Annotated in this window: 4 protein-coding genes; all 4 read right to left on the bottom strand. The window is 67.4% G+C overall.

The genetic code is table 11. The features are described 5' to 3' along the window. A partial coding sequence (locus tag ACXJLU_RS32790; protein ID WP_457337918.1) for a chemotaxis protein CheW occupies positions 1-459 on the bottom strand: 459 nt, incomplete at its 3' end. A gap of 62 nt (positions 460-521) precedes the next feature. After that, positions 522-2,069: a methyl-accepting chemotaxis protein gene (locus ACXJLU_RS32785; protein ID WP_457337917.1), complete on the bottom strand. Its 1,548-nt coding sequence runs from the start codon at positions 2,067-2,069 to the stop codon at positions 522-524. 75 nt (positions 2,070-2,144) lie between these two features. Then, on the bottom strand, positions 2,145-4,079 hold the full coding sequence (locus ACXJLU_RS32780; RefSeq protein ID WP_457337916.1) for a methyl-accepting chemotaxis protein: 1,935 nt from the start codon (positions 4,077-4,079) through the stop codon (positions 2,145-2,147). A 34-nt stretch (positions 4,080-4,113) separates the two neighbouring features. Then, positions 4,114-4,393: chemotaxis protein CheW (locus tag ACXJLU_RS32775; protein WP_457337915.1), on the bottom strand; the 280-nt coding region annotated here is incomplete at its 5' end.

Here is a 4,393-nt window from a genome sequence, read left to right as displayed (position 1 = left end):
CATCAGGATGAGCATGCGGTCGTTGACGCTGGAGATGCCGGTGATGAAGCTGGTGTCGACGGCGGAAGCCATCTCGGGGGCCGGCTTGATCGAATCGCGCGAGAGTTCGAGCACGTCGCTGACGGAGTCGACGACGGCACCGACGACGCGGCCGCGCACGTTCAGCACGATGACGACGGTGAAGCTGTTGTAGTCGTTCGAATCGCAACCGAGCTTCAGGCGCAGGTCGACGATCGGAACGATCACGCCGCGCAGGTTGACCACGCCCTTGATGAAGGCGGGGGCGTTGGCGATGCGGGTGGGGGCCTCGTAGGAGCGGATCTCCTGGACCTTCAGGATGTCGATGCCGTATTCCTCGGCACCGAGGCGGAAGGTGAGGAACTCGCCCCCGGACTGGGCGGCGGCCGCGCGAGCGGCTTCATGCCGGGCCACGTGGGAAGCTTCGTGGATCATGTCCATGGTGGGGTCCTGTGCAGAGCTGGAGAACGTTGAGGCCGGGCTGATGCGCTGCCGGTATCGGTCTATCGACCGGCCGCCGGCAAACTGAAGGTCGAGACCACCGACGCGAGGCGCTGGGCCTGGTCGCGCAGGCTCTCGGCGGCGGCGGCCGATTCCTCGACCAGCGCGGCGTTCTGCTGCGTCATCTGGTCGAGCTGGGTCACCGCGGTGTTGATCTGGCCGATGCCGTCGCTCTGTTCGGACGACGCGGCGGTGATCTCGCCGATGATGTCCGAGACGCGCTGCACCGAGCCGACGATTTCCTGCATCGTCTTGCCGGCATCGGCCACCAGGCGCGAGCCGGTTTCGACCCGTTCGACGCTGGCACCGATCAGGCTCTTGATTTCCTTGGCGGCGTCGGCCGAGCGGCCGGCCAGGTTGCGCACCTCGCTGGCGACGACCGCGAAGCCGCGGCCTTGCTCGCCGGCGCGGGCTGCTTCGACCGCAGCGTTCAGCGCCAGGATGTTGGTCTGGAACGCGATGCCGTCGATCACGCCGATGATGTCGCTGATCTTCTTCGAGCTGGCGTTGATCTCGTCCATCGTCGTGACGACCTGCGAGACCACCGAACCGCCGCGCGCCGCGACTTCAGCCGCCGACGACGCGAGTTGATTCGCCTGGCGGGCCGAATCGGCGCTCTGCTTGACGGTGCCGGTCAGCTGCTCCATCGACGACGCGGCCTGCTGCAGGTTCGACGCCGTCTGCTCGGTGCGGGCGCTCAGGTCCTGGTTGCCGGTCGCGATCTCGGTGCTGGCGGTCGAGATGCTGTCGGTGCTCTGGCGCACCTGGCCGACCAGGCGGCCGAGCGATTCCTGCATCGCCTTCAGCGACTGCAGCAGTTCGGCCGCTTCATCCTCGCCCTGCACCTGGATGTGTTGCGTCAGGTCGCCGGCGCTGATCGCGCGGGCGATCTGCTGGGCCTGGGCGATCGGCTTCGTGACCGAGCGGGTCACCCGCCAGGCCAGCAGCGCGGCCAGCAGCATCGCCGCCACACCGCCGAGCCCGAGCGCGAGCATGCCGACGAAGCCGGCGCGGTCCGCCTGCTCCTTGGTGGCGGTCATGCTGTCGCGCTGGCCCTGGATCAGCTTCTCGACGCTGTCGCTGTAGGCCTTGGAGGCCGGGAACAGCTTGTCCAGCACCTCGGCCGTCACGTCTTCGCCGGCTTCCTTGCGCTTGAGCAGCACGTTGCGCATGCCCTGGTAGGCGTCGCGCTGCACCGTCACCGCGTCGAGCAGCCGCTTGTCGGCGTCCGAGGTCGCGATCTCCTGCATGCGCTTGAGGCGCTCGGTCTGCGCGGTCACGACGTCCTTCATCTCGCCGCGCACACGGGTCTTGATCTGTTCGTCGTTCGCGAAGAACACCACCCAGTTGCGGGCGGTGTTGGATTCGATCGCGCGGCCCCAGCGTTCGGACAGCGAGAGCTTCTCGGCATCCAGCGTGCCGAGCTGCTCCGACAGCGTGCGCATCGTCGAGATGCGATCGAGGCCGAAACCGACCGCGGCGGCGCACAGCAGTGCGATCGAACCGAACCCGACCGCGAGACGCGGCCCGAGGCGCATGGAAGACAACATCGCGAACTTCCCTTCTTGTTGGAGCCGCCCCCCGGCGGCATGTCGATCGTTCGGAGTGCAGGCTGGCCGCGAGGCTCAGCGCTGCTGGAGACGGAAACTGCCGACCGCCTGCGCGAGCCGGGCCGCCTGGTCCTTCAGGCTTTCGGCCGCGGCGGTGGACTGTTCGACCAGCGCGGCGTTCTGCTGCGTCATCTGGTCGAGCTGGTTGACGGACTGGTTGACCTGGCCGATGCCATCGCTCTGCTCGGCCGCCGCGGTGGTGATCTCGCCGATGATGTCGCTGACGCGCTGCACCGAGCCGACGATCTCGCTCATCGTCTTGCCCGCATCGGCCACCAGCCGCGAGCCGGCTTCGACGCGGTCGACGCTGGCGCCGATCAGCGCCTTGATTTCCTTGGCCGCATCGGCGCTGCGCTGCGCGAGGCTGCGCACTTCGCTGGCGACGACCGCGAAGCCGCGGCCTTGTTCACCGGCGCGGGCCGCTTCGACGGCAGCGTTCAGCGCCAGGATGTTGGTCTGGAACGCGATGCCGTCGATCACGCCGATGATGTCGCTGATCTTCTTCGACGACGCATTGATCTCGTCCATCGTCGTGACGACCTGCGAGACCACCGAGCCGCCGCGCGCCGCGACTTCAGCCGCCGACGACGCGAGTTGATTGGCCTGGCGCGCCGAGTCGGCGCTCTGCTTCACGGTGCCGGTGATCTGTTCCATCGACGACGCCGCGCGCTGCAGGTTCGATGCGGTCTGTTCGGTGCGGGCGCTCAGGTCCTGGTTGCCGGTCGCGATCTCGGCGCTGGCCGTGGTGATCGAGTCGACCGAGCTGCGCACCGAGCCGATCATCTGCTGGAAGCGCTGGCGCATGCCTTCGACGTTGCGGATCAGCTCGCCGATCTCGTCGCGCTGGTCGCTGTGGCAGGGCTGCGTCAGGTCGCCGGCCGCCAGCACCGTGACGGCGCGCGACAGCTCCTGCAGCGGGCGGCCGACCCAGCGGCGCATCATCAGGAACAGGCCGCCGCCGAGCAGCAACGCGGCGATGCCGAGCAGCGTCGCGAACGGCACGATGGTGGCCCAGTGGGTCTTCATCGCCTCGGCGTCCGACACCTCGGACACCACCCATTGGTTGCCGGCCTTGGCCTTGCGCAGCACGGCCCAGTGGTCGTTGTGCTTGGTCTCGAGCACCGCGCCGCCGTCCATCGTCCAACCGCCGGGGGCGGTCTCCAGGCGGGCCAGCAGCGCTTTCGCGTCCGGGTAGGCGTCCAGCACCTTCTTGCCCTTGGCGCTCGGGTGCACGACGAAGACGGCCTCTTCCGGCGACTTCTTCGGGTCGATCACGTAGACGCCGCCGCTGTCGAAGAAGCGGATGTCGCTCGCGAGCTTGTCGATCGCCACCTGGAAGGCGCTGACGTCGAAGCCGATGTACAGGATGCCGATGACCTTGCCGCTCGCGTCCTTGATCGGCTCGTAGCGGGCCATGTAGGGCGTGCCGAACAGCACGGCGCGGCCGGTGTAGGTCTGGCCGGCCATCATCAGCGCATGCGCCGGGTGGCTGCTGCCGAGCATCGTGCCCATCGCGCGCTCGCCGTTTTCCTTCTTCACCGAGGTGGTGATGCGCTGGAAGTCGTCGCCCTTGCGCGCGAACACGGTGGCCGTGCCGCCGCTTTGCTGCGCGAACGCGTCCACCTGCTCGAAGTTGCCGTTCAGCGGCGTGTCGCCGACCTTCAGCGTGGTGCTCGCTTCGTCCAGCGTAAACGGCTGCTTGAACTCGTTCTTGAAGTTGACGAAGAACTTCTCGACCAGCACGCGCGAGGTCATGTCGAACGCGTCGATCGAATCGGCGACCGACTGCGTCTTGTCGGCGACCCAGGTGACGATGCGCTCGCGCGAGCGGTCGGCCGCCACCAGGCTCATCGTGGCGCAGATCGCGAACAGGACCACCGACAGGCTCAGCGCCCCGATGATCGAAACCTTGCGCGCGACCGAGCCGCGGCTTTGAAGCGCCGTGTTCATTGACTACCTTGGAGAGAGAAAGATCGGGAACGGATCAGGGGCTGTCGATCAGGCCCATCTCGGCGCTGGCCATCAGCTCCTCGATGTCCATCAGGATGAGCATGCGGTCGTTGACGCTGGAGATGCCGGTGATGAAGCTGGTGTCGACGGCGGAAGCCATCTCGGGGGCCGGCTTGATCGAATCGCGCGAGAGTTCGAGCACGTCGCTGACGGAGTCGACGACGGCACCGACGACGCGGCCGCGCACGTTCAGCACGATGACGACGGTGAAGCTGTTGTAGTCGTTCGAATCGCAACCGAGCTTCAGGCGCAGG

This window comes from Rhizobacter sp. P5_C2 (genome assembly GCF_054049715.1).
Note: the sequence above shows the minus strand (reverse complement) of the source record. Positions and strands in the feature narration are given on the sequence as shown.

What these genes read in the sequence shown, in the direction of transcription:
- ACXJLU_RS32785 (WP_457337917.1), bottom strand. Translation starts at nt 2,069, where the DNA reads ATGTTGTCTTCCATGCGCCTCGGGCCGCGTCTCGCGGTCGGGTTCGGT.
- ACXJLU_RS32780 (WP_457337916.1), bottom strand. Translation starts at nt 4,079, where the DNA reads ATGAACACGGCGCTTCAAAGCCGCGGCTCGGTCGCGCGCAAGGTTTCG.